The following is a 25,777-nucleotide window of genomic DNA, read 5'->3' as shown; positions in this document are numbered from 1 at the left end:
TTGATATAGAACCTTACAAAGAACATACGGTTTTTGTACTATTTTTGTCATCTGCTAATTTTAGATTTTGAAATATGTTGCAAGGAGATTTTTTGAAAAGCTGTTTACTAAATAAAATTAGCTTCAGGACAAATGCCCATTTCACTATAGGAGCGACCTTTTTTTTGCTGTTTTTTTCGCTATGCTGCAGCGGGCAGTCGGCTAATGATTTCAGTTATCAAAATATTGGTAAAGAGCTTTCCTATGTGGAGGACAAAAGTGCGACGATGTCGCTGGATGATGTCAAAAAGCTTTCCGATGCGGAATTTACAAGAGGCGACCATGAAATCTTGAATTTTGGCAATACTTCTTCAGCTTGGTGGATAAAGATCAGTTACACTGCACAACGGGACTTACCCCTTTATCTTATTATTGATGCGCCCAATATCGAATATATCGATGCATTCGCAACCGACAGCATAGGTCGTCCGGTCGTTATGAAAACGGGATGCCTCAGGACCAGGCAGCCCAATGTGTTTGTCCGAAATAACTTTATGCTAAATCTTCCGGTCGCCTCAAAGATTGAGAAGGAAACTATCTATCTAAGGTTAAAGACCAACAATATCCTGCTGGCACCCATAAAGCTTGCAACCGCAGAAAGTGTGATACAGGGACAGGAGTTCAAATTGGGCATCGAATATATCTATATCGGTTTGCTGATAGGACTCTTGCTATTCAACCTTTTCCTGTTTGTCAGTATTAGGGATGTCACCTATCTTTATTATGCAATATATGTGCTGACGTTATCGAGCTACCTGCTGATTTACATCAGGGGCTATAGTTTCATCTTCGGCGATGAACTAAGGATTTTTTTAAATAAGTATCCCCATATACTCTTGAGCTTTTCGGTAGTAGCTTCACTGCTGTTCTGCAACAAATTCCTCCACCTGAAGCGAAGGGCACCTAAAATGCTAAGTCTATTCTATGTAATCGGGGGGGTGGGAATACTTCTTTTCTTTGTCAGTGCATTGGGATTCAAACACACAGCAACTGTAATTGCCCAGCTGTTGACCGTTACGGTTGCAATAGTGGCATGGATTGCAGGCGTAATAGCCTATAGGAACGGACACAAGCCAGCAAAATATTATATTGTCGCCTGGTTCTTTATCTGGGTAACCGTAGCAATTGTTACCCTAAGTTTGGGCGGGGTAATTCCGTCGAGTGAGTTCACGATTCAATTGGTGCCTATTGGCTCTACCCTCGAATTGCTACTGCTTTCCTTCGCATTGGGCGATCGGTACAAGATGATTATCAGAGCTGAACAAAAGGTAAGGGACGAGAACCTGTTCCTGGTAAGAACGCAGAACCAGCGGTTGGAAGAAAAGGTAGACGAACGTACGCTGCAGCTCAACAGTACCATTAAGCAGCTCGAGAGTTCCAATGCTGTCAAGAACAGACTCTTTTCGATTGTTGCACACGATCTCAGAAGCCCATTAAACAGTCTGCTGGGTATCTTGACGCTGAGCGATATGAAGCTATTGACTTCCGAAGAGTTACAGGAGCTGCTCGAAGAGAATAAAAAAACGATCAAATCGGTAAATAGTACACTGGATAACCTGTTGTATTGGGCGCAAAGTCAGATGGGCGGAATGGTAACTAGCAAGGATAGTTTTGAATTAAAGCCCGTATTTGATGAATTATTGTTGCTATATCTTCCTCTGATTAAACAGAAAGGCATTCAAATGGAACAGCTTGTCAAGGACGCTAATACAATTACTGCCGATCGCAATCAGATAAACATTGTGTTGCGAAATCTGATTGATAATGCCATCAAGTTCACCCCGCCTGATGGACGGATTTGGTTTAACCTGCAATCTACAACAGAAGGCGTGAGCTTTTCGGTAGAAAATGAGGTTGAAGACAATCTGGATATTGATATGGATAAGATGAATGGGGATAAAATGGCAAGTGCTACGCGTGGCACCGGAAATGAAATGGGCGTAGGGCTTGGTCTGGTGTTGTGCAAAGAATACGTTAAAAACAATGGCGGAACTTTTCATATTGACAGAAAGGAAAATAGTGTCAGATTTTCTGTAGTATTTCCAAGTGAGCACTAAATCATGTTTTATCACTGTATATTATTCGGAAAGCCCCGATGATAATGGCCGTTAGAGGTGAGATTGGTGCTTTTTTCTTTGGTTGATTGATGTTATTACCACCAACCTTTTAACAACAAAAAATCCCCATCAATTCGATGGGGATTTTTTTGTGGAGTCGGGGAGAGTCGAACTCCCGTCCAAACAAGCAACCAAAAGGCTTTCTACACGTTTAGTTCCTGATTGGATTTTCGTCATTGTGCAAGGCCAGGAACAGCCACACAATGCTTATCTTCTTAGTTGTCAAAACAGCCCCGAAGCTTGACTGTTTCTAGGTTTATTTTTACGGTTCCCCTTTTAAGAACGCCACAAACCAAGGCTTTCAAGGAGAATCTAGCTTTCCTGCCTTGCAGGAACTAGGCAAATCGTACTATAATTCGGATTAAGCAGCTAAAGCGTAATTATTTTCGCCGTGTAAAAGTGTAGGACCATTTAGTAACGAGAATTGTCCCAGTTCTCGACGTGCTTACTTTTCAATTCGACTCGCTGTCAAAACCAGTCGACCCCATTATGTTTAAGAACTCTGCTATAAAGCAAAAACCATACCGCAAAAGTAGTCAAAAAAACTACATTTCCAATTCCTGCTAATTGATTACGTCGTCTTTGTCAAGTTTAATCGGATAAGTGCCAAAAAGAGGCGCCAATTTCCATATTTTATAAGTCTTTAGAGTGTATTTGTTTGAAATGGCAAAGAGTGCCACCGTGTCTTTTTTCAGTTTTACATACGAAGATGTATTTCCATGCCACCATCCGTTATGGTAAAATAGCTGTTCGCCGGTTTCCCATTCCAGCATACGAATACCAAGCCCATAATTTTTTGTACCTCTATGTTCGTAGCTGTAACCTTTGAACGCTTCGCTGACCAATACCGGATTCAGGAATTTATCTGAATAGGTAGCCATGTCAAATTTGAGCAGGTCACGTGGCGTAGAATAGATGTTCTTGTCGCCATATACATCATCCAGATGATTCAGTTCATAAAGTACTTTGTTGCCTTTATAAGAAAGACTTGCTGTTTCCTTGTCTTTTGAGTAATCGTACACAAAGGTGTTTTTCATTCCGAGTGGTTCAAAGATCATTTCTTTCATGGCCTCGCGATAATTTTTTCCTGTAATCTTTTCGATTACCAATGCCAGGATAGCATAATTGGTGTTGCAGTAGCCAAACTTTCTGTCAGGCTTGAAATACAATCCGAATTTATGCTGGGCCAGCAAATCAAGAATATCTTGGTTATGAAGCATTTTTGAACGATTCCAGACTTTAGTATCATCTGCAAAATAAGCATAGTTTGGCAAGCCGCTTCTGTGGCTCAATAACATCTTGATGGTAATTTCGTCATAAGGAAACGTTGGAAGAAGCGAATTGACCTTGTCTTCCAGATGTAATTTCTCCCTGTCTATGAGTCTTAGTATAGCTGTTGCTGTCAATACTTTAGAAACGGAAGCGATGTGTAGCGGAGTGTTCGCATCAATAGCCTCGTCTTTTGAAAAATTAGACTTGCCTTCATACTTTTCAAAAATAATCTGCCCGTTCTTAGCTACCAGAAAACCGCCATTCATGGAATTATTAGGCCAGTTTTTTTCATAAAATTTCTCCAGACTCTCTTGTTTTGAATTGACATAGCTGGCTGGAAGCTTTTTTGATTTTATACTGTAGGGTGAAAGAGCATCGGTATTATTTTCTGTTGGTTCGTTAGAGGCAATCTGTTTATTTTTTTCCTGGCATGATGTAAAAAACAATGCCGAAGCAAGTAGTGGATATATATATTTTGAAAATGTCATTGCAATTATAATGGTTGGGTAGCAAATATAGAAAAACAGGCACATTGTGGTTTCTACTTTAACAAAATAAAAAGCAACTTATTGTGCAATATTCTTGCTTTAACATTTTCCTGAACTAATTAAGAAAATATATGAAATATTTATACCTAAAAGTTTTGCAAGGCTTGGAGGTTAATGTTATATTTGGAACAAATTATAACGATGTAGTTATAAAGTTATAATTAAAGAAATGATTTTGTTAAAATATTGCAATACTCTCAATCATTTCGAAAATTAACCGAAACACCACCCTTTATTTTTTAAAAACTATTATGAAATTCGGAATTATTAAGGAAAGAAAAACCCCGCCCGACAGAAGGGTAGTATTTACCCCAGAAGAAGCCTCAAGATTACTAAAAGAACACCCGGAAGTAGAACTGAAAGTTGAAAGTTCAGATATCAGAATCTTCAGTGATGACGAATACAGGTCACAAGGCTTGCAAGTAACGGAGGATATTTCAGATTCTGACGTGTTTTTTGGAGTAAAAGAAGTTCCGATTGATGCATTGATTCCTGATAAAAAATATTTTTTCTTTTCGCATACCATAAAAAAACAGCCACACAACCGCAAACTCCTGCAGGCCATCCTGGAAAAGAATATTGATTTGTATGACCATGAAACGATTGTGGATGCCGAAAATAGACGACTTATTGGTTTTGGTAGATATGCCGGAATCGTTGGAGCCTATAACGGAATAAGAGCATTCGGGATTAAATTTGAGTTGTTTAACCTGCCTAAAGCAGAAACGCTTTCAGGTAAAAGTGATTTAGTAGCACGATTGAAACGACAAATTCTGCCTCCAATCAAGATTGTCTTGACTGGACATGGAAAAGTAGGGATGGGTGCTAAGGAAATTCTTGACGGAATGAAAATTAAGGAAGTAACGCCTGAAAACTTTTTAACCAAGAACTATACGGAACCGGTCTATACTCAGATTGATGTACTGGACTACAATAAGCGAATGGATGGAACCGTTATCGACAAAGAAGATTTTTATAATAATCCGCAAGACTATACCTCAGATTTTGAGCGTTTTTCACAAGTTGCGGATATTTTTATGGCCGGACATTTCTATGGTAATGGTGCACCGGTTATCCTGACAAGGGAAATGCTTAACTCGAAAGACAATAAAATCAAGGTCGTAGCGGATATTTCTTGCGATGTTGACGGCCCAATTGCTTCAACAATTAAGGCTTCGACAATAGCTGAGCCTTTGTATGGCTATTTGCCAAGCGAACACAAAGAAGTTGAAATCTTTCACCCGGCTGCAATAGTAGTTATGGCGGTTGATAACCTGCCTTGCGAATTGCCAAAAGATGCCAGTGAAGGTTTTGGTGAAATGTTTATGGAGCATGTCATCCCGGCCTTTTTTAATGGTGATAAAGACGGCATATTGCAACGTGCCAAAATAACCGAAAAAGGAAAGCTGACTAAAAGATTTGAATACCTACAGCCGTTTGTAGACGGTAAATAATAGAAGGCCTCGAAGTATCGGGGCTTTTTTTATGCCTTGTTTTGTCTTTTTTAGCCACGCTATCTTTATCTTTATGAAAATTATAATCACTATGAAAAGACTATTTTTAAAATCATTGGTGTTTACAGCGGTAATAGCTGTTTCTAGTTGTAACTCCAACAAACAGGCAACCATTAAGGAAGACGGAACAGAAGCCGTAAAAATCAGGACTCAGGAAGAAGGAAAAGAAGAGAAAAATGATACGATTGCTGTGCAAGGCAAAGTCAATGAAATCAACAAAGGGAAAGATGGCTATACAGCAATCCTGACTGCAGAAGATGGAAAGATTTATTATGCCACAATCAGTATTCCTAATTTGAAAGACCCAAAACAGTATCGCTCTGTAACGATTGGTGAAACCATCAAAGTAAAAGGGAATTCATGGAAAATGGAGGACGATAATTATATTACTGTTCGGGAGTTAGAGAAGTAAGATTTAATAAGTATAGCATTCAAACTTAGCGGCTCTGCGTCTTTGCGTGAAATAGGCTCGCAAAGGCGCAGAGCCGCAAAGCTCTTAAAACAAAAGGCCTGACATTAGTCGGGCCTTCTTGTTATAATAACAAATCAATTTTCTTCTTTTATCGCATTCCAGTCAATTTTTCTGGAAAAGTACATCACAAGTCCCAAGATGGCAAAAAGCCCAATGCTGCCTGCTAAAAGGGCATAATTCTCAAGCTGGATGATAACAAAAATAAAGGTGTAGAGCGCTGTCAAAGAAAAGCCAATAAAGATGGCAAACTTTTTACTTTTTAAAATGGAAAGGGAATATAATGAAATCATCAGGACGACAGAAATTCCAGCAATTAAATAGGCTTTCAAAAAGCTACTATGTTCTGTAATGGATATCAAAAGCGTATAAAACATAACCAAAGCAAGTCCAATCATAGTGTAATTAAAAATATGAATGCTGATTTTGCTAATGGATTGGATCACAAAAAAGACAAGAAATGTCAGTCCAATTACTAAAAAGCCATATTTTGAAGCACGTTCATTCTTTTGGTACTCGTCAACAGGAATTATAAAATCCACCCCAAAAGAATAATCTTTCAGCTCCGGGAAATCTCCAAAATAATGTTGTGCAAAAGGCCTGTTAAAGTCAAGGACTTTCCAACTGGCTTCAAAACCTGCATTATCAGATTTTTTCTCATTGCCACCAGGTAAAAAATATCCTGTAAATTTTGGAGTTTGCCAATTGGATTTCATACTTACAGAAGTTGTTTTTCCGATAGGGACAATCTTTAATTCCCGACTTCCGTCATAAGCGACATTAAAATTGAAAGGAATCTTTTCGTCTGTAAAATACTCTGAAATAGAAAAGCTGGGCGTTTCTAAAGTCGAAACAAATGTTACCGGATCATTTGTAGCTGTTTCAAAAGCCATTACTTTTTCTCCTAGTTTTATTTTCATACCATCTTTTATGCTTTTGAGATTATTGGCCTTAACCAACAATGTTGCCTTATCCCATTGGATGTCCTCAGGTGCAATACCTTTCGAGCTGAAATCAGGCTTGGTAAAAGTCCCATTAAATTTCATGGCCGAACTAAAAACTACAGCTTCATAATTATTTCTTTTTTTCTCGGTCGTATTCACATCAATATGGCCTTCAAGCTGTTCAGGGAAAAAATAAGCATATTCGGTTTCTGTAATTGTTTCTGTTGCGTTTTTTACAGGATAATGAGCCGTGTACGGTATCTTAATTATTGGTCCATAAAGCAGGACGCTGTCGCCCCATTTAGCTGTAATTTCAGAAATGACTTCCTGTTTGCGTAAAGAACGTTCAGCAATAAGGTTCTGAACAAATGCCAAAGGAACAAAAAGGACAAGCGTAAGCATGCCTATCATAATTAGCTTGGCTGTTGTCGATTGGAGAAAAGGAATCTCGTTTTTCATGATATGACTTTTTATAGATTAATGATTAGTTGTTATTTCTTGATAATGATCTCTTGTTTGGTTTCATGAACCCGGATTTTAATGCCTTCATATTTCCATTCTGAACCGATTTTTTGGGCAGAAATGTCCATTTTTCCTTTAGCCTTTTTTCCGGTAACTCTTACGCTAGCTTCAATCGCTTTGTTGTCGTTAGAATATCTCGTATTTCCTTCAAGAATGGCCATATTATCCAAAGGCTCCAGGATTCCGAGGGTTTCTATTACCTCATTATTTTTGTTTGCTTCCGTTATGGCTTTTTGAAATAGGACAGGATCAGCATAAGCTTGTGTCATTTCTTTAAAACTACCTTGACTTATGCCATAGGCCAATATCAGGCAGGCTATGATAAAGCCAGATAATGAAAGGAACCATTTGTAATTTATTTGCCACCAGCTTTTTAAATTGAGCTTGTTTTTCATAATTATTTGATTTTAAAAGTATTTCGGATTGTTGTCACAGGAATTGAAAGCATCTTGGAATAATCCAGGCTATGGAAGGAGAAAGCACTTTGGCCTCTTTTGTATTGTTTTTTAAAATAGCTTAGCTGGTCAGGATAGAAAAGTGTTCCGGTAGCCATTACCATATACAGATACAGGCTTCGTTTGCCGTTTCCATACAAAAAATACTGCATGCCTATTTCTTCAGGAACTGTAACTCCCGTTTTGGTAAGGACATGGAATACATCATGGTCTTCGAGTTTGGATTGCATATCGAAATGATGTCGGGTAAGAAAACTGCCCAAATGAAAACCTAAAGTTTCGTAGGGCATAAGGAGCAGCTCCTCTTTAGTAATCTTCCAAGGCGCATTCTTTTTAAAAAACTTTTGGTAAGGCTTTTTGCTCATATCGTATAGCTTTTCGATAAATAAATCTCTCATGTTTTATTTTTTAAAAGTACTTTGTATTTCAAAGTTAATAGATAAAAAAAATCTTAGCTCTTCTGTATTAGTTTTTCAAGGGCATCAATATGCTCTTTAAAAGCTTTCTTGCCTTCTTTTGTAGCGATGTAGCGTGTATTTGGTTTTTTGCCAATAAATTGCTTTTCGATAGAAATATAGTTTTCGGATTCCAGGGCTTTGGTATGGCTCGCCAGGTTACCATCGGTTACACCCAAAAGCTCTTTCAGCATGTTGAAATCGGCAGATTCGTTTACCATCAAAACAGACATGATCCCGAGCCTGATTCTGTGGTCGAATGCTTTGTTTATATTTTGGATGATATTTTTCAAATTATAATTGTGAACAGGTTATAAATATATTCTTTGTTTCCTTATCAATAAAAATCTTGAAATCATTATAGAGATTACTTTCTTTAATGATATAATGGTCTTCTGTTTTTGGTGTGAACCACGACGGTTTTTCGGTTATTTCTACTACCTGAAAATCCGAACTGTTCTCCAGTTTATATTGTTGCTCAAAGGCATCCATCAACTTGGTATTGGATTTTATTTCCATAAACGACTGAAATTCGTAGCTCCAGTGTGATGAAATCCAAATTTTTGAATTCAATAGGATTACCTCTTTTGGCTTTTCTGCATTAAATGTTTTTTCCCAGACAGCATCTTCGTTTTCCCAGGTTCCTCCGCATGAAAGCAGCGCTGCCAAAGATACTATTTGTAGGGATTTAAATATAATTTTAATTTTTTTCATGCTTAAAATACAACTTGAAGCCGTAAAAAATATGGCAGACTCCAAAACCTAGTGCCCAAAATAGCAATCCATATCCAATAAAATAGGAGGAAACCAGACCTAAGATAATCAGTGTTATTCCTAAATAGCGGATGTCGCCTAAAGTGTATTTGCTGGCATTGACACAGGCAAGGCCGTAAAAAATTAAGGTTACCGGAGCAACAAATCCATACACTTCCTTTTCAATCAGAAACAGTACGAAAAAACCTCCGGTTGCTAAAGGAATTGCAAAATTAATCAGCAATCTTTTAGAAGACGCATCCCAGACTTTTTCATTTTCCTTTTTGGCTTTTTTGATACTTAATGTAATTCCGGTTATAATGGAGAGGACTATAACAATAATGGCAATGGCAAAAAGTCGCATCATGGAGCTTTCCCTAACAACAAGGTTTTTGTAAGTACCTAATGGAGTCGAATCGCTATAGAGGGTTTCGTAAGCCAGCCAGGCACCAATCAGGGAATAGACTCCAGCCAAAACACCTGACAGGCCGCTCAAGGAAATAAATCTTGAAGAACGGTTCATCATGTTCTTGATTTCTGAAATGTCATTAAGATATTTGTTTGTCTCCATATAAAAGTACTTTGAATAACAAAGTAAAGTAATAAAAATGGAATGGCAAAAAAAATCCCCCGAAATTTTCGGAGGATTTTTAATTATTTTTTTAAAAGCTTATAGCTTGAAGATTCCGCCTACAGTAATAATTCTCTGGAAGAACCCGAAATGCTGCGAAGCACTATCGGCATTGCTTGATGTTGTCTTGATATCCTGCATGTCAATATAACCTCCTTTTAATTCACCTTGAATAAAAAAGTGCTTGAAGAAGGTCACGTTTAGACCTACTTGAGCTGATACTCCATATCCGGAAACATGGAAATCATCATGTCTTTTTTTGCTTAGCAAGGTTGCATTTGTTTTTGGATATAGAAGTCCGCCACCAATACCTTCTGTCAGGTTAATCTGGATTTTGTCCGTATCCCAGATTCTGAAGAGTTTGGAAATATCGTCTACACGGTTGATTTGTGCATGCACATAGTTAAGTCCGTCTGTGTGCTCAAATTTCAGGAAGTCTTCAGACATAACAGTTGGTGTATTGTTATACGTACCGTTATGTACTGCCCCGGCTTCTGATGCCGGAAGGTTGATTTCTCCTGTTACATTGGCAACTTGGCCTTGTGTCATTACATATTTCATGTGGTCAACACCAATCGAAACGTTGTAATGGTCGCTGATGAAATAACCAATCCTAAGGTTTGTTTGCGGGATAGTCATCCTGGCCGGATTCACGTAATCTAAATGGTACCCTTTTGGCTTGTCATGCGCCTTCACATCATTTACTGTGAAATTGTATCCATCTCCTTTAAAGGTAATGTCTGATTTTGTGTATGATTCTCTGTTGCCACCCCAATAGATAAAGAATTTTCCTTTGTTGTGAGCAGTGTATTTTTCAGGACTCGGTGCCAGTTCTTGGGCAAAGGTGTACTGTGAAAAAGCACAAAAAAAAGTTAGTACACCCATTAGTAATGGATGTTTCAAAATAGGGAATATTAATATTAGAAATTATTTACGGTTTTTCTGATCGCTACCAGCTTTGTCATAAGTCCTTCGAAATATTTCAAATCTAGCATGTTTGCTCCGTCACTTTTTGCATTTGCCGGATCGAAATGGGTTTCTATAAAGATTCCGTCAACACCAACAGCTATTCCTGCTTTGGCAACGGTTTCAATCATGTCTGGTCTTCCACCAGTTACACCGGCAGTTTGGTTTGGCTGCTGCAAAGAGTGGGTAACATCAAGAACTGTCGTAGCATACTGCTGCATTGTAGGAATGCCACGATAGTCAACAATCATGTCCTGGTATCCAAACATAGTTCCTCTGTCAGTAACCATTACTTTTTGGTTATTGCAGTCCAATACTTTCTGTACGGCATGTTTCATGCTTTCCGGACTCATAAATTGTCCTTTTTTCAGATTTACGGTCTTTCCGGTATTAGCAGCTGCAACAACAAGGTCGGTTTGGCGAACCAAAAAAGCAGGTATCTGAAGCACATCAACATATTCTGCTGCCATAGCTGCATCTTCGTTGGTATGGATGTCAGTAACAGTTGGAACATCAAAAGTTTCAGAAACTTTTCGTAAGATTTTCAAGGCTTTCTCATCACCAATTCCAGAGAAACTGTCTATTCTGGAACGGTTGGCTTTTTTGAAAGAACCTTTGAAAACGTAAGGAATTTGAAGCTTGTTTGTAACTTCAACAAGTCGTTCAGCAATTTGAAGAGCCATTTCTTCACCTTCGATGGCACAAGGACCAGCTAAAAGGAAAAAGTTATTACTGTCAAGATGCTTTATTTTTGGGATATCTAGTAGATTCATATGTTGTTTTTTGAAAGCGCAAATTTACAAATTATATCAATCGAAAGGTAATTTCTGTTAAAAGTTTAAGAAGCAAAAACACAGGGATTTATAAGTTTTCTTTTTTCTTTTTTTAAAGATTTGTTTTTAGAATATATAAACGTTCAGAAAACGGATTTTTATTGCCTAATAGCCTACACAAAAGGGTGGAATTTACATACTATCCCTTAATTCTACCCTTTTGTGTAGAGGTAATCAAACGGTTTATGTTTATTTTTCGAAAAATTAATATTGAATAAGCAACTTCTATCGATTTATATGATTAATCTTTTAAAACTATGATACATTCATAAGCATTAAAAAATCTTAAAAAGTATTGATCTCTAAAAGTTATGAAAAAAATGTTGTCTTCAACTATTTTATAATAGAAATCTTATTCCAAGATATAGTTCTAATTTCTAAATTTTAAAGGATATGAAGAAGATTAAAGGATTCAAAAACCATTTATCCCTATTTTTCGCAATACTAACATTATTTTTATCTTTTACTTCTTGTACAAATAATGATGACCAACAAGAAGTCAGAATTGATAAAAATTTAAAAAAGAGAGTAAAAGATTATACTTCCGAAGAGATTTTCAGGGCTATTTTTTTTCTTCAGGGTGAATTAGTCAACCATGTCCCATCTCTTTATAATCTAAAAGTAAATTCTGAAATTTTTAAGGAGAATTGCATTATATTATATTTTCAATAATTCTTATTTCGGATTAAATGACAGTATTTTGTCATTAGTTAACCCTCTGATTAATTCTGAATTTGTTTTTTTTCTGACATGGTGGGTTATTTTATCTCATTTATTACTATCATATATTTTATTACTTGATAGGAGAAAAAAAACATCATTTCTTCCAATAGGTGTTTTCTTTCATACCAGTATTGCTGTTTTTTTAGGCCTATATAGTTTTAGCCTAGTAATGATGGGAGTTTTGTTATTGTATATTTTACCTTTTCAACACAATTTAAAATTTACATTATGGAAAAAAGAAAAATAATTTACAAAGAAGTTCAATTTTTTTGGTTATCAATAATACCAGCATTGTTGTTTTTATCTGTTACAATATTTGCTTATCTATATAAGCTTGGAACAAAACCTATCCCATTATATATGACCATAATAATTGTTTTTATTTTTCTTGTCATTATATTAGTCACCTATAAAATGACAATAATTATCGATGATGATACTGTTTCTATTTCATTTGGAATAGGTTTGATAAAAAAAACAATAAATATTTCCAATATAGATTATAAAGGGATAAAGAAAACTATAATTCCATGGTATGATGGAGTTGGAATAAGATTTGGAAACGGAATTGTTTTATACAATACAAAAAGCGGAAGAGGTATAGAATTGCCAATAGACTCTAAAAAGTATATAATCAGTACAAAAAATTATGAACAAATTAAAAATATAATTATACGGCAATATACTTTTTCTCAATAAGAATGATCCAATATTTTGATATAGAAAGCCACCTATCTTAGATAGGGTGTTTTTAAGATTAAAAAAAATGTTTAAATTAAAAACTCATTATATTGCCATAAAATCAAGGATACAGCACAAACTGCTTGAGAAGGTATTATAAAGTTTTCTTCAATTTTGTTATGCCGTAAAATGAGTTCGTTTTATTCGTTTTTCTTTAGTCCAAATCCTTTTGGAACAAAAAGATATCCTTTTTCGAAGATATTAAAATAGAGGCGGATGGGTTTTGCAAGTCCCGGCCAGGTGATTTCATATACATCTAATAATCCGGCGCCCATTTCATTTCTTTTAGTCGGGAAAGGGCAGCAGCTCTCTATTTTTTTATAAGTAATGGTTTCGCCTTTTGGTCCGGTCAGGGCATTCAGAAAGCGTTTTGGGTTAATGTCTTCATCTGCTACACTTCGGTAATACACATTAATCGGGTAGTCTTTGTCGTAGCCGTACTTTTTATCCTTGCTGAATTCTGTAAGCAAAAACCAGCCATCTTTTGTAATAATAGGCTCAGGTGCGTTGTCATCAATGTTTTTGATGGTTGAACGGGTACTAATACAGGAAACAGCAAGAATTCCTGTAAACAAGACTAGGATGAGAGTTTTTATTTTCATTTAGTTTGCTTTTTTGTTTGGATAAAATAAGCCGCAATAGCCGAAATTACCATTCCAATAGATAACGTAAAAAAGATACTCTGTATGATATAGCTTCTCAGATTAAAATAATTTGCTGCTCCTTCTTTGTCTTTTGAAGCATTAATCATGTTTTCAAAAAACTCAGGAGCAATTAATTCGTGAAGGGAAGCTTGCGCCAAAGGCATTAATATGGCTATAACAATGGTCATGTATAGTCCTGTAGCACAGCCTTGTTTCCAATCCATGTTTCCATTGAAATAATTAATCTTTTTTTCTTTTAAAGCAAGAGAGTAGATAAGTCCGGCAAAAATGTAAAACAATAGGGAGGATAGCATATAAAAGCTCATGTTTTCTCCGTAAATGCCTAAAGTTTTTTCAAGAATGGCCCATGCCAGATAGCAAAAAATGTATCGGATGCCCCATTTGATTTCAATCGCAAATTTTTTCATTATAGGTAAGTGTAATTCTGACCCAAAATTAAGTGATTATTTTAATTGGGCTATATTTTAAATGGGAATATTATGGAGGTATGGGAGCGAATGTCTATTTTTGTGCAAATAATTTTTAGCTATGTACAGTTTTTATGGCACTTGGCCTTGGTATGTTTCCGGTTTTTTAATCGGAGCGGTAATGCTTACTTTGATTTATTTTGGAAAGACATTCGGAATGTCATCTAATCTCCGTACGCTATGTTCTATTTCCGGAGCTGGAAAATTTTCTGATTTTTTCAGATTTGATTGGAAATCCCAACGTTGGAACCTGGTAGTTGTACTAGGAGCCATGATTGGTGGTTTTATAGCCGTACACTTTTTAAGCGATGGTTCTGGAGTAAACCTGAATCCGGCTACAGTAGCTAAATTACAAGAGATGAATATCGATGCACCTAATGGAAAATTACTTCCGGAATTGTTTACTTCAGGAGAAAATGTTTTTACTCCAAAAATATTCGGATTCCTGCTATTTGGGGGCCTTTTAGTAGGTTTTGGTTCGAGATATGCGGGCGGATGTACTTCTGGACATGCTATTACCGGGATGAGTAACTTACAATTGCCATCATTAATTGCGGTAATTGGCTTTTTTGTTGGCGGATTGATTGCAGCTCACTTTTTACTTCCTTTGATTTTTTAATATTTTCCGTTTCACCCTGCCAGAGTTTAAAACTCTGGCAGGGTTTAGAACCTTGCCAGGGTTGACGATTTTAAAATAAAAATATATACGATGAAATTTATAAAATATTTACTTGTTGGAATCCTTTTCGGGATTGTATTAACCAAATCGGAAGCGGTATCATGGTACCGTATTTATGAGATGTTCCAGTTTGAATCCTTCCATATGTTTGGAATCATCATGACGGCTATCGCTGTGGGTGTTGCAGGAATCCAGATTTATAAAAGAAATAAAGTAGTAGGGCTTGATGGTAAGCAAATCCAGATTGCAGATAAGGAAAAAGGATTTAAAAATTATATCATTGGAGGAACAATTTTCGGATTGGGCTGGGGTATGATTGGAACTTGTCCGGGACCTATCTTTATCTTGATTGGCGCCGGTTTTTACAGCATAGGGATCGTATTTTTAGGAGCTTTGATTGGTACGTTTCTATACGGTTTACTAAAAGACAAGCTACCTCATTAATTAACAAAACGGTTAATCAGTATATAAAAAAAAACCAGGAATTCCTGGGGCTTTTTTTATGTGAGCATTGTTTTTTCTGCATTTTCAAGAGACATGGCTTCTCTGTCAGCCAAAATCACACGTTCGAGTTCTTCGATTTTTTCACGAACCGCACTAATATATTCGTCCTGGTTGCGGATACTGGCGAGGTACTTGAGCGTTTTTTCGTCGTGTGTGAAAAAAGTTCTCGCAGAACGTGTAGCTTCATGAGTGTTGTGCCCCAGTAATTTCATGACATCTATACCTACACGCAAGCTGGTGTCAAGAGTTTCTCTGTAAATATGCATGATACCGGCGTTCATCTGGTCATAAGCATCGTCTCTGTTTTCAGAACGTACCAGTATGTAAAGATTAGGAAAGTGTTTTTTGACCATTTCAATCATTTCCATTCTTTTTTCCCGATTGCCAATGGCAATGATAATAATCTGTGCTCTGCCGGCTCCTGCAATTTCCAAAAGATCGTGTCGTGAAGCATCACCGTAATATACTTTGAAACCAAGTTTTCTAAGTGTGTTTACATTATCGCTATTATTGTCGAGTACTGTAGCTTGTATATTGTTGGCTCTAAGAAATCGGCCAACGGTATTTCCAAAATGACCATAACCGGCTATAATAACCGGATTGCTTTCCGAATCAACATCGCTTTCAGGTTCTTCCTCGCTTCCAATCATGGAACACTTGGATTTCAACAGTACTTTTTCATTGAACATCATCAACAAAGGTGTAAAGGCCATACTTAATGCGGTAACAGCCATCATAAGGTCTGTAATTTCTTTGCTGAGTATGTTTTCTTGCAAGGAAAAACTCAGAAGTACAAATGCGAATTCACCTATCTGGCTAAGACCGAAACTAAAAATAAAGTTTTGAGTATATCCAATTTTAAAGAACTTTCCTAGGAGATACAGCACTGTAATCTTGATTGTGATGATACCCAACACAAGTCCCATAATGAACCAAGGCTTTGAAAGAAGAAGCTGGAAATCAATGGAGCTGCCTACCGAGATAAAGAAAAGTCCCAGAAGTAAACCTTTGAATGGGTCGATGGCGATTTCGAGTTGGTGTTTGTATTCGCTATTGGCCAACATAACTCCGGCTAAAAAAGCACCTAAAGCTGGGCTTAATCCAACGGATGTCATCAGTACAGCAATGCCCACAACAACAAGTAACGCCATTGCGGTAAACATTTCGCTGAGTTTTGTTTTTGCCATAGCATGGAAAATAGGGCGTAAGAGGTATTTACCGGAAAGTATCACTACAGCTATGGAAGAAAGTACAATAAGAGTCTGTACTAATTTCGGCAAGCCATCCATTAATGTGGCATGCGTGGCCACTGCTGACTCTTGCAGTTCTTTACTGGCAAGTAACGGCAACAATGCGAGCATAGGGATGATGGCGATGTCTTGAAAAAGCAATACCGCAAAGGAACTTCGTCCGGCTACTGTCTTGATCCAGCCTTTTTCGTTAAGTGTCTGCATGACAATAGCGGTTGACGACATGGAAATGATCATTCCCAATACTAAAGCCGTTTTCCAGTCAAGCCCAAAAGCTAGCGTAATGGCTGTGAGCACAAGTGTGGTTCCTGCTACCTGTATGCCTCCCATACCGGCTATTTTTTTTCGCATTCTCCAGAGGCGTTCGGGTTCGAGTTCCAGTCCAATAACGAACAGCATCATGACCACGCCAAATTCGGCGAAATGCATAATATCATGTCCTTTGGTTCCAATGAGACCTAAAAAGGCGGGGCCAATGATGATTCCTGCCAGGAGATATCCCAACACAGAACCCAGACCAAGTCGTTTGGCAATTGGAACCATAATTACGGCTCCAGCCAGGTAGATCATTGCCTGAAAGAAGAAAGTGTCCTGCATATAATTCATTTACTGTTTATAAAAATAGCTATTTTGAAAAAGATTTTAGTTTTTGGAAATAAAAAAATCAACTGCCTGAATTGATTTCCAGACAATTGATTTCAAAAGGCCATGGGTAGCCGTTATTTCCAGCCGCCGCCTAATGAGCGATAAAGCTCAACATCGGCATCAAGGCTAGTACGTTTTAATGTGGCAAGTTCCAGCTCACTTTGGAGCAGATTTCCTTGTGCCACGATAACTTCAAGGTAAGTTGCCATTCCACTTTTGAAAAGCATATCCGCATTTTTCACTGCTTTTTGTAAAGTAGCAACACGGCCGGCAGCTATAGATTGTTGTTCTTTTAATTTTTCAACTTTTACAAGCGCATCAGATACTTCACCAACAGCTACAAGAACAGCCTGTCTAAAACTAAGCACGGTTTTTTCTCTTTCAATTTTTGAGATTTCATATTGCGCTTTAAGGCTTCTTCCATTTAACAAAGGCTGTGCAATGCTTCCGGCTACCATTCCAAACAATGAGGCTGGAGTATTAAACCAGTTGCTTGATTTGAAAGAGGTAAGTCCTCCCGCAGCCGTAATATTCAGGCTAGGATAAAGGGAAGCTTTTGCGATGCCTACTTTTGCGTTTGCAGCTTGTAATGCCAACTCCGCATTTTTAACATCAGGTCTTCTGCTTACCAATGAGGAAGGAATACCAGCTGATGGTTTTTCTTTCAACGCTATGGCTTCCAGTGTAGTGTTTCTTTCTTTAGCACTTGGGAAACTTCCTGTGATAATACTTAGTGCATTTTCCTGTAAAGCAATCGCCTGTTCCAATTCAGGAATAAGCTGAGCTGCCACAGATTGCTGTGCTTCGGCTTGTTGTTTTGCCAAAGAAGTAACTTGTCCGGATTCAAACTGCAGGTTGATAACAAACAGTGTGCTGTCATTTAGAGCAAGGTTTTTTCTGGCAATTTCCAATTGGGCATCCAGCATCAAAAGGTTGTAGAATCCGTTAGAAACATTAGCTACAATAGTAGTTTGTAATGCTTTTTTTGCTTCTTCAGATTGCAAGTATTCCGCCAAGGCGCTTTTCTTACGGCTTCGGATTTTTCCCCAGATGTCTGCTTCCCATGAAAGGTTGAGCGCAGCATTGTAATCTTCGATATGTTTTCTTCTCAAGAATGTGTTGGTACTCAACCCGTTTAAGCTGTTGTCAGACAGTCGGGTAGAGGTTGCTGTAGCCTGAAAGTCAAGTTTAGGAACATTTCCCCATTTAGACTGTGTCAGTTGCCATTGTGCTGCCTCAATATTCTTTTGTGCTATAAGCAGGTCGTTGTTTCTAACGATGGCACTGTCTATCAGTTTCTGCAATGACGGTTCTGTAAAGAATTCTTTCCAACTCAAATCGGCAATGCTCGTAGTGTCCTGAGAAGCTGTATTCCTGAAACTTTCGGGTAAGGCATCTTTTGGAGTTTCGACATCTTTCGAAACTTTACATGCTGTAAACGTGGTAATCAAAACCAATACAGCTATATATTTATTGATGTTTTTTTTCATTTTAGTTTTTCAACATTAAATTTCTGTACAATTATACCACAGTCACCAGTTACTGGGACTGTGATATAATTTCACATTTTTATTTTTCTTCGTTATGGATTACGGCTATTGGTTTTCCACTGACTTTTTCCTGTAAGTACTGGAATACTACAAATAAAACCGGAATGATTAACAAACCTAATATTACTCCTGAAAGCATACCTCCGGCTGCACCAATACTGATGGAATGGTTACCTTGTGCTGATGGTCCAGTGGCGCTCATCATCGGAATCAATCCTACAACAAAGGCCAACGAGGTCATGATAATTGGTCGTAAACGGAGTTTGGCTGCATCAATTGAAGCTTTGCCTAATGCCTGACCGGATCTTCGTTTTTGTGCCGCAAATTCCACAATCAAAATGGCATTCTTGGCGAGCAATCCGATAAGCATGACGAGCGCAACTTGTACGTAAATGTTATTTTGGATACCAGTCAAACCGATAGCTACAAATACTCCAAAGATTCCTGTTGGGATAGATAAGATTACCGCTAAAGGCAAAATATAACTTTCATACTGTGCTGCAAGCAAGAAATAAATGAATACCAAACACAAAAGGAAAATGGTTGTTGATTGTCCACCGGAAGAAATCTCCTCACGGGTTTGTCCTGAAAATTCATAACTATAACCTGCCGGTAATTGCTGCTCCGCTACTTGTTCAATGGCTTTGATGGCCTCTCCGGAACTAAAACCTGGTTTCGGGATGGCGTTAATCGAAATCGAATTAAATAAGTTGTATCTCGAAGCGGTTTCTGAACCATAAATACGGGTTAGTTTTACCAAAGTATTTATCGGAACCATTTCGCCATTTTTATTTTTTACAAATACACGGTCGATGGTTGTTGGATCGGCTCTGTCAGCAATATCTGCCTGGACAACCACTCTGTAGTATTTTCCAAATCTATTGAAGTCAGAAGCTTGGGCACTACCAAAATAAGCCTGCATCGTTTGTAAAATGTCTTTTACTTTGACGCCTAACTGGTCTGCTTTTTCATCGTTAATATCCAATTGCAATTGTGGGTAATCTGCTTTAAATGAAGTAAAGGCTACAGCAATTTCAGGGCGTTTCATTAATTCTCCGATGAAGTTTTGTGAAATACCACTAAACTTATCCAGTTTACCACCTGTTTTGTCTTGCAATACTAAATCCAAAGCTTCAACATTACTAAAACCGGGTACGGTTGGGAAACTAAATACGAAGAAACTTCCTCCTGAAATAGCACCTAGTTGGCCACGAACCTGATTCATGATATCATCAATGTTTTTAACCTCACCACGATCTTCATTTGGTTTCAGCAATACGAAAACAACTGCTGATGATGGGCTTGTAGAGTTTGTCAGAAGGTTAAAACCTGAAATAGCGGTTACAAATCGGGAAGATTCTAAAGCTTTTAAGGTATTTTCAGCTTCCGTCATTACCTTTTGGGTTCCGTCTAAAGATGTTCCTGAAGGTGTGTTTACTGCAATAGCGATAAACCCTTGATCTTCTGTTGGGATAAATCCGGTTGGAGTTCTTTGAACCATTATGACTGTAGCAACAGTAACCAGAACCAAACCTCCTAAGCTAACCCATTTGTTACGAATCAGGAATCTCAATCCACCAACATAACGGTTCGTTAAGGCAGTGAAACTCTTATTAAATCCGATAAAGAATTTTTCTTTGAATCCTTTTTTAGCATGTGGATCTTCTTCACCGTGTTCTCCTCCATGATTGTCTTTCAAGAATAAAGCGGCAAGGGCAGGGCTTAACGTCAAAGCGTTTATTGCCGAAATTACAATTGCAATTGCCATCGTAAAGGCAAACTGGCGATAGAAAACTCCTGTTGAACCTTCCATAAAACCAACCGGTAGGAATACAGCAGCCATTACCAACGTAATCGAGATAATAGCACCCGTAATTTCGTGCATCGCTTCGTGCGTAGCTATTTTTGGAGACAAACGTTTGTGTTCCATCTTGGCATGCACGGCTTCGACGACGACAATCGCATCATCGACGACAATACCAATGGCCAAAATCAAAGCGAATAGCGTCAATAGGTTAATCGAGAATCCAAATAATTGCATGAAGAAGAACGTACCTAAAATCGCTACCGGAACTGCAATAGCCGGAATCAAGGTCGATCTGAAATCCTGAAGGAAAAGGAAAACAACGATGAACACCAGTATAAATGCTTCCAATAGGGTATGTTCCACTTGTGCAATCGATTGGTCTAATGATACTTTCGTACTATAGAATATATTGTGTTTTATTTCTTTTGGGAAATCTTTTGAGGCCTTAACCATCAATTTGTTAATCGCAATCTGAATGTCATTTGAGTTGGAACCTGCCAACTGTATGATACCAATTACAACACCTTTATTACCATTCAAACGTGTTAAGCTGTTGTAGGAATACGCACCAAGTTCTACTCGGGCAACATCTTTCAGACGAAGGATAGAACCATCGGCATTAGAACGAATGGCTATGTTTTGATAGTCTTCCGGTTTGGTTAGCTTTCCTTTGTATTTGATAACGTATTCGAAAACTTCTTTACTTCTTTCTCCAAATTTACCTGGTGCGGCTTCTAAACTTTTGTCCTGAATAGCAGCCATAACTTCATTTGGCGTCACATTGTAAGTTGCCATTTGTGTTGGATTTAACCAAACACGCATAGAATAGTCTTTTGTACCTCCAAAGATGGAAGCAGAACCTACACCGGGAATACGCTTGATTTCCGGAATAATATTGATTTGTGCATAGTTGGCAACAAATGTCTGGTCGTATTTGGCCTCATCTTCGGTATACATACCGATTGCCATAATAAAACTGTTTTGCTGTTTTGCCGTAATAACACCTTGTTGTACTACTTCTGCAGGCAACTGACTTGTTGCTTGTGCTACTCTGTTTTGTACGTTAACGGCAGCCTGGTCAGCATCTGTACCTAATTTAAAGAAAACCGTAATTGCTAAAGTACCATCATTACTGGCAGTTGAACTCATGTAGGTCATGTTTTCAACACCATTTATAGATTCTTCTAATGAAGGTGCCACAGAACGCAAGACGGTCTCAGCGTTGGCTCCTGGATATACTGCAGTAACCAAAACTGATGGCGGTGCAATATCCGGAAATTGTTGTAGCGGTAATTTTGTAAGTCCTAGTACCCCTAATATCACCAATAAAATGGAGATAACAGTAGCCAGTACAGGTCTCTGTATGAATATTTTGAACATTTTTTCGCGAAAATTATTTTTTGTTAATTACTTGAGCAATTTTATTCGATTTCTCAGGCTGAATTGCCTGACCTTCCTGAAGTTTGTCGATACCGCTTAATACAATCTGATCGCCAGTTTTTACACCATCTTTGATAAGATAGTTGGTACCGCTTTTGCCAATAATTGTGATTGGTGCTTTGGTCACTTTGTTTTGTTTGTCTACAGTAAATACGAAAACTTTATCCTGCATTTCGATTGTAGCCGACTGTGGAACCAGAATAGCAGCATCGTGCTGAATTCCTAAACGGATTCTACCTGTGTTTCCAGAACGCAAAGTTCCGTTTGCATTAGGAAAAGTAGCACGAAGTGTGATGGCGCCTGTGTTTTTGTCGAACTGACCGTCAACCATATCAATTTTTCCTGTTTGGGTATGAGCGTTGTTATCAGCCAATATTAAAGTAACTGGTGGCAATTTTTTGATTTTGTCATCGATAGTATTTCCTGCATATTGTGCCTTGAAGTTAATGAAATCGCTTTCTCCTAAAGAGAAGTAAGCATATACTTCGTGAACATCAGAAAGTTTTGTCAACGGCTCAATATCTGTTGCTGAAACTAGGCTTCCTTGTTTTTTTGGTAATCTTCCGATGTAACCGCTAACTGGTGCCGTGATGGTTGCATAACCCAAATTGATTTTTGCTGAAGCTACCATTGCTTTTGCCTGATCTAAATTAGCCGTAGCAATTCTGTGAGAAGCTTTAGCTGTTTTTAATTGATATTCAGAAACGACTTTGTTTTGAACAAGAGGCGTTAATTTATCAATTTCCAATTGAGCGTTAATCAAAGCTGCTTCGGCACCGTGAAGGCTTGCAAGCGCATTGTTAAGCTGTTCACGAAAAGGCTGTTCGTTTATTTTGAACAACGGCTGACCTTTAGAAACGAAAGCCCCTTCGTCAACATATATTTTTTCTAAGTTTCCGCTTACCTGTGGACGAATTTCTACATCAACAGTTCCTTGGATAGAAGCTGGATATTCAGAATCTGTAGTAGTGTTAGCACTTTGGATGGCGTAAACTGGCAATGTTGGTGGTGGGGGAGCTGCTTGGGTTTCGGTCTTACCGGAACATCCCACAAGGACAACAGCGAGAACTAGGCTGGTTAAAATTATATTTTTCATTTTTTTTTGATTTTTGAATTTGTTGAACATTTGGATTGATTCTTGGTTTTTGCTGCGATACATTTTTTTGTAAGGATTTTAAAATAGAGCTAATTGTTTTGAAATCAGCATTTCATGTTGTTGTAAACCATTTCTGTTGTTCTGCGAAGCGTTCTTCCTGAGAACTGCTACACTGTTTTCTAAATCGCTACATTGTGATAGTTATTAGTTTGTTGGTATTCATTGTTGAATTATAATTAACCTTATTAAATTATCTAACGTTGTTAAGTGATAAGACGAAAAAATCCATAAATTTGCTGGCTTACCTAGTACTTTAGATTAGCATTAAATTATTTATCACTGTTAAGTATCAGGTTAAAAAAATAGAATTGATACTTTATATTATTGTTATTAAATCATTTATCAGTGTTAAGTGAAATTTAAAAAAATTAGACTTCTACTACCTGAATTGATTTAATGATTCCTCCAATTGCATCCTTAAGTATTTGATTGTTAATACTTGATGCTAACCCGTTGCCTACCATGTTGATTGAAATCAGTCCGTGGATAACTGAGAAAAAAGTGAAATACTTTTGTTTTATGACATCATCTGTTGGCTTTTGTCCTTTCATTAGCTTAGCTATTGCTTCCGTGAATAATTGGAAAGGAGCTTCAGCTTCTGGTACACGTTGCATACAACATGTCATTTCTACGCCAAACATTACCTGATAGAGTTCTTTATCTTCGAAAGCAAAATTCCAGTAAGCCATCCACATTTCTTCCAACTGTTGCGCCGGATCTTCTGATATGGATTTTGCTTTTTCAAGATTACAAGTCAGGCACAGGAACCCTTTTTTAGTGAGTTCGTGTAGTATGGCTTCTTTGTTTGAAAAGTATTCGTAAATAATAGGGGCAGTATATTCGATGCGGTCTGCGATTTTTCGCATGCTCAAACCTTGCCATCCTTCTTCTTTCACAATATAATAGGCAGCATCCAGGATGTTATGCCTGGTCTCTTCTTTTTGTCTTAAAATTCGATCTTTGCTTGCCATTTTATATAGTATTAAATAGTTTAACACCGTTAAGCAAAATTACTGCTTTTTTATAATACGAAACAAGTGAGTTATAAAATTTTCTTATGGGACTATAAAGAATATAGGATTTCTCTATAAAAAGCTGGTCTTTAGCTTGAAATAAAGATCGCTTTTTTGATTTAGACTCATGCCATTTTTTAAAATGATGATTAATTTTATACTAATGATCGCTATCAGAAAAACCAGAAAGAGCGGAAATCGTATGGAAAGTGCTTTTTGAATGAACGGACTTATAATCATAAGTATCGAAGCAATAACAGACAAAATAATCTGGATACTTACTATATTCTTCCCTAATTCTTTATTTTTTGCGTCTTTTGTCTTGTAGGTCAATAGTAAAGGCAGAATGACGTTTCCGTAAGGAAATACAAGTCCACACAGTGCGGAAAGATTGATTAGTTTTGCCCGGTCTATTTTATTATTGTCGTCTGTACTGGCAATTAAACTTTCGGGCTGGGTTTCTAATGATTCGGCAATAGCCTTTAGTGTAAAACCTTTGAGAATACTTCCGGCTTCAATTCTTTGAACGGTTCGTAATGAAAGTCCAGATTTTTGGGCAAGCTCCATCTGGGTCATGTTTTTTGCCTCTCTCAAAGTTTTAACGTTGTTCATCATATGCCCGTTTTCTGCTTTTGCATCACAAAGTTAAATGAAAAGGGATGATGATTATAGAAAACTTCACATCAAAATAGATTTCAATAAATGTAATTCTATACTTTGCGCCTTTGCGTCTTTGCGTGAAAATAATTGCTCGCAAAGACGCAAAGGCGCTAAGTTAAAATGCCTTAAAAAACAATCGCAGGAAACGAATTTCCTGCGATTGCTACTAACTCAAAACTTAAACTAATTACTTGTTGGAGTATACTCGAACATAATCAACGATAAATTCTTGAGGGAAAATGGAATCATCTACTTCTGGGCCGCCAAAATTTCCACCAACAGCTACATTTAATATAAAGTAGAAAGGCTGGTTAAAAGGCCAAACATCTTCTGTTTTATCTGCGGGATTAAAAGTAAAGACCAAAGTGCCATCAACATAAAAATCCATTTTGTCTTTGGTCCAGTCTACGCCAAAGGTATGGAAGCCTTCTTCGATGTCATCGAATCGGGTTTTGTGTGAACTGGCATGGTCACCGTGATTGGCTTTGGTATGCAATGTCGTATAAACCATATGCGGTTCTTTACCAACATATTCTAAAATGTCAATTTCGCCGCTTTTAGGCCATCCAACCTGTTTTATATTGGAACCAAGCATCCAGAAAGCAGGCCAGATGCCTTGCCCAACTGGAATTTTTGCACGGGTTTCCATATAGCCGTACTGGAATTCTTTTTTTCCGGCCGTGGTAATTCGGGTAGAAGTGTATTTGTTACCGTCTTTTTTTGCAGTGATTACCAGCTTGCCGTCTACAATTTTATGGTTTTCTTTGGTATAGAACTGACGTTCGTTATTTCCCCAACCGCAAATATTAGGGCAGCCGTCACCCAGCTCATAGTTCCAGACTTTTTCATTCAGTGTAGTACCGTCGAAATTTTCTTCCCATATGAGTTTTCCTTTTTTGACTTGTCCAAAAGCAGAGCAGCTGGCAAGCAGTAGTAGGATTGCTGTTTTTTTCATAAAT

At 37.6% G+C, this 25,777-nt stretch carries 25 protein-coding genes and 1 other RNA gene; 7 read left to right on the top strand and 19 right to left on the bottom strand.

Features of this window, described 5'->3' with window-relative positions; genetic code table 11:
• Positions 1-74: 74 nt before the first annotated feature.
• Positions 75-2,096, top strand: coding sequence for a sensor histidine kinase (locus tag FJA49_RS02340; RefSeq protein ID WP_139998440.1), 2,022 nt, complete (start codon positions 75-77; stop codon positions 2,094-2,096).
• Between the two features lie 149 nt (positions 2,097-2,245).
• Here FJA49_RS02340 and ssrA read toward each other — a convergent pair.
• Positions 2,246-2,642, bottom strand: a transfer-messenger RNA (tmRNA) gene (gene ssrA, locus FJA49_RS02335).
• Positions 2,643-2,719: 77 nt separating this feature from the next.
• Positions 2,720-3,916, bottom strand: coding sequence for a serine hydrolase domain-containing protein (locus FJA49_RS02330; RefSeq protein ID WP_139998438.1), 1,197 nt, complete (start codon positions 3,914-3,916; stop codon positions 2,720-2,722).
• 311 nt (positions 3,917-4,227) lie between these two features.
• On the opposite strand from FJA49_RS02330, the gene FJA49_RS02325 reads away from it, so the two are divergent.
• Positions 4,228-5,430: an NAD(P)-dependent oxidoreductase gene (locus FJA49_RS02325; RefSeq protein WP_139998435.1), complete on the top strand. Its 1,203-nt coding sequence runs from the start codon at positions 4,228-4,230 to the stop codon at positions 5,428-5,430.
• 91 nt (positions 5,431-5,521) lie between these two features.
• The gene (locus tag FJA49_RS02320; RefSeq protein WP_139998433.1) at positions 5,522-5,902 is read left to right on the top strand and encodes a hypothetical protein; all 381 of its coding nucleotides are present in this window, start codon (positions 5,522-5,524) and stop codon (positions 5,900-5,902) included.
• 134 nt (positions 5,903-6,036) lie between these two features.
• On the opposite strand, the gene creD is transcribed toward FJA49_RS02320, so the two are convergent.
• From creD to kdsA, 8 genes are all read right to left on the bottom strand, one after another.
• Positions 6,037-7,362: a cell envelope integrity protein CreD gene (gene creD, locus FJA49_RS02315; protein WP_139998431.1), complete on the bottom strand. Its 1,326-nt coding sequence runs from the start codon at positions 7,360-7,362 to the stop codon at positions 6,037-6,039.
• Between the two features lie 32 nt (positions 7,363-7,394).
• A complete protein-coding gene (locus tag FJA49_RS02310; RefSeq protein WP_139998429.1) occupies positions 7,395-7,820 on the bottom strand; it encodes a cytochrome c oxidase assembly factor Coa1 family protein in 426 nt (141 codons plus the stop codon).
• Between the two features lie 2 nt (positions 7,821-7,822).
• The gene (locus tag FJA49_RS02305) at positions 7,823-8,278 is read right to left on the bottom strand and encodes a hypothetical protein (protein ID WP_139998427.1); all 456 of its coding nucleotides are present in this window, start codon (positions 8,276-8,278) and stop codon (positions 7,823-7,825) included.
• 53 nt (positions 8,279-8,331) lie between these two features.
• Complete coding sequence (locus FJA49_RS02300; RefSeq protein ID WP_139998425.1) at positions 8,332-8,628, bottom strand: winged helix-turn-helix domain-containing protein; 297 nt, start codon at positions 8,626-8,628, stop codon at positions 8,332-8,334.
• Position 8,629: 1 nt separating this feature from the next.
• Positions 8,630-9,049: a hypothetical protein gene (locus tag FJA49_RS02295; RefSeq protein ID WP_139998423.1), complete on the bottom strand. Its 420-nt coding sequence runs from the start codon at positions 9,047-9,049 to the stop codon at positions 8,630-8,632.
• Complete coding sequence (locus tag FJA49_RS02290; protein ID WP_139998421.1) at positions 9,036-9,659, bottom strand: hypothetical protein; 624 nt, start codon at positions 9,657-9,659, stop codon at positions 9,036-9,038. The genes FJA49_RS02295 and FJA49_RS02290 overlap by 14 nt, the downstream gene beginning before the upstream one ends.
• A 99-nt stretch (positions 9,660-9,758) precedes the next feature.
• Positions 9,759-10,604, bottom strand: a complete 846-nt coding sequence (locus FJA49_RS02285) for a hypothetical protein (RefSeq protein WP_139998419.1) — start codon at positions 10,602-10,604, stop codon at positions 9,759-9,761.
• Positions 10,605-10,639: 35 nt separating this feature from the next.
• Positions 10,640-11,458, bottom strand: a complete 819-nt coding sequence (gene kdsA, locus FJA49_RS02280) for a 3-deoxy-8-phosphooctulonate synthase (protein WP_139998417.1) — start codon at positions 11,456-11,458, stop codon at positions 10,640-10,642.
• 453 nt (positions 11,459-11,911) lie between these two features.
• On the opposite strand from kdsA, the gene FJA49_RS02275 reads away from it, so the two are divergent.
• On the top strand, positions 11,912-12,190 hold the full coding sequence (locus tag FJA49_RS02275) for a hypothetical protein (protein WP_139998415.1): 279 nt from the start codon (positions 11,912-11,914) through the stop codon (positions 12,188-12,190).
• 279 nt (positions 12,191-12,469) lie between these two features.
• Positions 12,470-12,940 (top strand): hypothetical protein, encoded by a 471-nt coding sequence (locus FJA49_RS02270; protein WP_139998413.1) that lies wholly within the window; start codon positions 12,470-12,472, stop codon positions 12,938-12,940.
• Between the two features lie 182 nt (positions 12,941-13,122).
• Here FJA49_RS02270 and FJA49_RS02265 read toward each other — a convergent pair whose 3' ends face one another.
• A complete protein-coding gene (locus tag FJA49_RS02265; RefSeq protein WP_139998411.1) occupies positions 13,123-13,584 on the bottom strand; it encodes a D-alanine--D-alanine ligase in 462 nt (153 codons plus the stop codon).
• On the bottom strand, positions 13,581-14,054 hold the full coding sequence (locus tag FJA49_RS02260) for a DUF4199 domain-containing protein (protein ID WP_139998409.1): 474 nt from the start codon (positions 14,052-14,054) through the stop codon (positions 13,581-13,583). The genes FJA49_RS02265 and FJA49_RS02260 overlap by 4 nt, the downstream gene beginning before the upstream one ends.
• 121 nt (positions 14,055-14,175) lie before the next feature.
• On the opposite strand from FJA49_RS02260, the gene FJA49_RS02255 reads away from it, so the two are divergent.
• A complete protein-coding gene (locus FJA49_RS02255) occupies positions 14,176-14,733 on the top strand; it encodes a YeeE/YedE family protein (protein ID WP_139998407.1) in 558 nt (185 codons plus the stop codon).
• A 90-nt stretch (positions 14,734-14,823) separates the two neighbouring features.
• On the top strand, positions 14,824-15,237 hold the full coding sequence (locus FJA49_RS02250) for a DUF6691 family protein (RefSeq protein ID WP_139998405.1): 414 nt from the start codon (positions 14,824-14,826) through the stop codon (positions 15,235-15,237).
• 56 nt (positions 15,238-15,293) lie between these two features.
• Here FJA49_RS02250 and FJA49_RS02245 read toward each other — a convergent pair whose 3' ends face one another.
• From FJA49_RS02245 to FJA49_RS02215, 7 genes are all read right to left on the bottom strand, one after another.
• Positions 15,294-17,153: a monovalent cation:proton antiporter-2 (CPA2) family protein gene (locus FJA49_RS02245; RefSeq protein ID WP_199758346.1), complete on the bottom strand. Its 1,860-nt coding sequence runs from the start codon at positions 17,151-17,153 to the stop codon at positions 15,294-15,296.
• Between the two features lie 113 nt (positions 17,154-17,266).
• Entirely contained in the window at positions 17,267-18,682 is a 1,416-nt protein-coding gene (locus tag FJA49_RS02240) for an efflux transporter outer membrane subunit (protein ID WP_139998400.1), read from the bottom strand.
• Between the two features lie 79 nt (positions 18,683-18,761).
• On the bottom strand, positions 18,762-21,929 hold the full coding sequence (locus FJA49_RS02235) for an efflux RND transporter permease subunit (RefSeq protein WP_139998398.1): 3,168 nt from the start codon (positions 21,927-21,929) through the stop codon (positions 18,762-18,764).
• A 13-nt stretch (positions 21,930-21,942) separates the two neighbouring features.
• Positions 21,943-23,085, bottom strand: a complete 1,143-nt coding sequence (locus tag FJA49_RS02230; protein ID WP_139998396.1) for an efflux RND transporter periplasmic adaptor subunit — start codon at positions 23,083-23,085, stop codon at positions 21,943-21,945.
• Positions 23,086-23,513: 428 nt separating this feature from the next.
• Positions 23,514-24,116 carry a TetR/AcrR family transcriptional regulator gene (locus FJA49_RS02225; RefSeq protein WP_139998394.1) on the bottom strand — a complete coding sequence of 201 codons (603 nt, stop codon included), beginning with the start codon at positions 24,114-24,116 and terminating at the stop codon, positions 23,514-23,516.
• Positions 24,117-24,230: 114 nt separating this feature from the next.
• Positions 24,231-24,773: a helix-turn-helix domain-containing protein gene (locus FJA49_RS02220; RefSeq protein ID WP_139998392.1), complete on the bottom strand. Its 543-nt coding sequence runs from the start codon at positions 24,771-24,773 to the stop codon at positions 24,231-24,233.
• Between the two features lie 232 nt (positions 24,774-25,005).
• Entirely contained in the window at positions 25,006-25,773 is a 768-nt protein-coding gene (locus FJA49_RS02215) for a glycoside hydrolase family 16 protein (RefSeq protein WP_139998390.1), read from the bottom strand.
• Positions 25,774-25,777: the final 4 nt, after the last annotated feature.

Source organism: Flavobacterium microcysteis, assembly GCF_006385255.1.
In the GTDB taxonomy this organism is placed as follows: Bacteria; Bacteroidota; Bacteroidia; order Flavobacteriales; family Flavobacteriaceae; genus Flavobacterium; species Flavobacterium microcysteis.
Note: the sequence above shows the minus strand (reverse complement) of the source record. Positions and strands in the feature narration are given on the sequence as shown.